The sequence below is a fragment of the Rhodococcus sp. (in: high G+C Gram-positive bacteria) genome, assembly GCF_049286785.1.
In the GTDB taxonomy this organism is placed as follows: Bacteria; Actinomycetota; Actinomycetes; order Mycobacteriales; family Mycobacteriaceae; genus Rhodococcus_F.
Genome location: NZ_JBAQEO010000469.1, coordinates 1 through 1,859 on the forward strand (window position 1 = coordinate 1; position 1,859 = coordinate 1,859).

The 1,859-nt window shown below is 61.0% G+C and carries 1 protein-coding gene and 1 pseudogene; one reads left to right on the top strand and one right to left on the bottom strand.

Features of this window, described 5'->3' with window-relative positions:
* Positions 1-556: 556 nt before the first annotated feature.
* On the top strand, positions 557-1,135 hold the full coding sequence (locus WAW17_RS16945; protein WP_422334103.1) for a recombinase family protein: 579 nt from the start codon (positions 557-559) through the stop codon (positions 1,133-1,135).
* 417 nt (positions 1,136-1,552) lie between these two features.
* Here the strand turns inward: WAW17_RS16945 and WAW17_RS16950 are convergent.
* Positions 1,553-1,859 (bottom strand): annotated as a pseudogene (locus tag WAW17_RS16950) (excisionase); the annotation flags it as partial.

Below are 1,859 nucleotides of genomic sequence, written 5' to 3' on the forward strand. Positions count from 1 at the left end.
GTGTGACGTTCATTGGGGAAGAACCTATGGACACTCCCAGCCTGGCTCAGCCTGTGACCGATAGTCAGCCTGTGACCGATAGATCGTTGCCATGTCCGGATCGGTCGCGGTTTGATCGGGTTGTGAAGACGAATCGGTGGAAGTGGACCAAGGACGAGCCTCTATTCGCCGATTCGAGCTCGCCAATTGGTGGGCTGACGCTGGCGGTAGCCTTCGTCATCGTGGTTGTAGTCGGCGCCCTGCTGAGATGACGTGCTCGCGGCGACGTAGTACTCGAAGTCTCAGCAATCTGCGGATCATCCGACATCGGCAAGACGGTGTGGTTGGTGATCCTCACCTCGCTCGCGGCCCGGGTGCCATGCTCGGCGCCCACCGGTTGCTGAAACTGGACAGGAGATCCGGTCCTGTTTGACGACCGTCTTGCAGGACACCCAAATCACTCCCCCATCCGATTGGCCGCCTGCCATAACTCTCTTTCTGGCCGTCCTGGATAGAGTCCGGCATGTTGATCCGGGATGGGTTGCTTATGCCGGACTATCGTCGCCTGGTGGCCGAAATGATGATTGGGTATGCCCGATGTAGCACCCGAGGGCAGGATCTGCGAGCGCAGCGCTCAGCGCTCAAACGCCTCGGCGTCGAACCTGAGCGGATATATACCGACAAGGGATTCACCGGACGCAACCGAGACCGCCCCGGATTGCGTGAAGCCTTGGCCGCGTGCCGGGAAGGCGACACCCTTGTGGTCGTCAAGCTGGATCGGCTCGGCCGGTCCGCCGTGGACTTACGGGCGATCGCCGACGAACTCGAAGCGAAAGGAACGCGCCTGAACATTGGCGGATCCATCCACGATCCCAGCGACGCGACCGGGAAGCTGTTCTTCGGGATGCTGTCTTTGATGGCCGAATTCGAGTCCGACCTGATCCGTGCCCGCACCCGCGAAGGGATGGCGGAAGCAAAGAAGGCCGGGCGACTCAAGGGCAAGCAACCGAAACTCAAACCCCTGCAACGGTCCAGACTTCTCACCGACTACGAATCCGGTGACTACAGCACGAAGGAGCTGATGGAACTCAGCGGCCTTTCCCGCTCGGCGATGTACGCGACGCTAGTCCGAGCGCGGGCGGATCGGGACGGGTAAGTGAGATCGACGAGCGAGGGGACAATCACTGGGGCGGTGTTCAAGTCGAGCACGGAGGACCGGTATCCACGGGTCGCTACACGGTCAACGTCATGAGTCCGACGAGTGCGATCGCCGCACCGGCGACAACGCTTGCCCCCTCGTTGCTCACAGTCATCCGGCCGATGACGTTCCAAGGTCATGCAGTCCTTGGGAGAACGCGCAGCGTAAAGCACTCACAACCCGAACGTGATCCGGCTCGATGATCGTGGCCTTGAGCCAGCCGTGACCCTCGCACACTATCGCGCCGGTACACCGGTCCCATGTGGAAGTCGGAGTGCCCGCAATTCCAACGTTTGGAGCCGTTATTGCGGATTTCGGATGTCCCGAATGGGGCGAGGCGTCCGCAGCCCTGCCCCTTTGCTTGCCGGGGAGCTTCTAGCGCGCACCTACCAGCTCGTACGGTGTCGATTCGGATTCGTCATTGCCGTTGTCCGTTGCCTCTTCGGTAAGCGGGAGTGGAGGGGTACGGAATCCGGCGTCAACTGCGAGGTCCTTGGCCTTGTTGTATCGGCGGAGTGCTGTGCTCGCCCACTTCTCCCCCGTTGCCTCTGCAAGTGCTGCGAACGTTGCGTCTGGGTTGGTGATCTTCAGTCGGGCGGTCTCTTTGACTATCGGTTCGAGCTTGCTCGACTCGATGAAGGCGAGCAGGTGTTCGGTAGTTTGCAGGTCGTCCGGCAACACC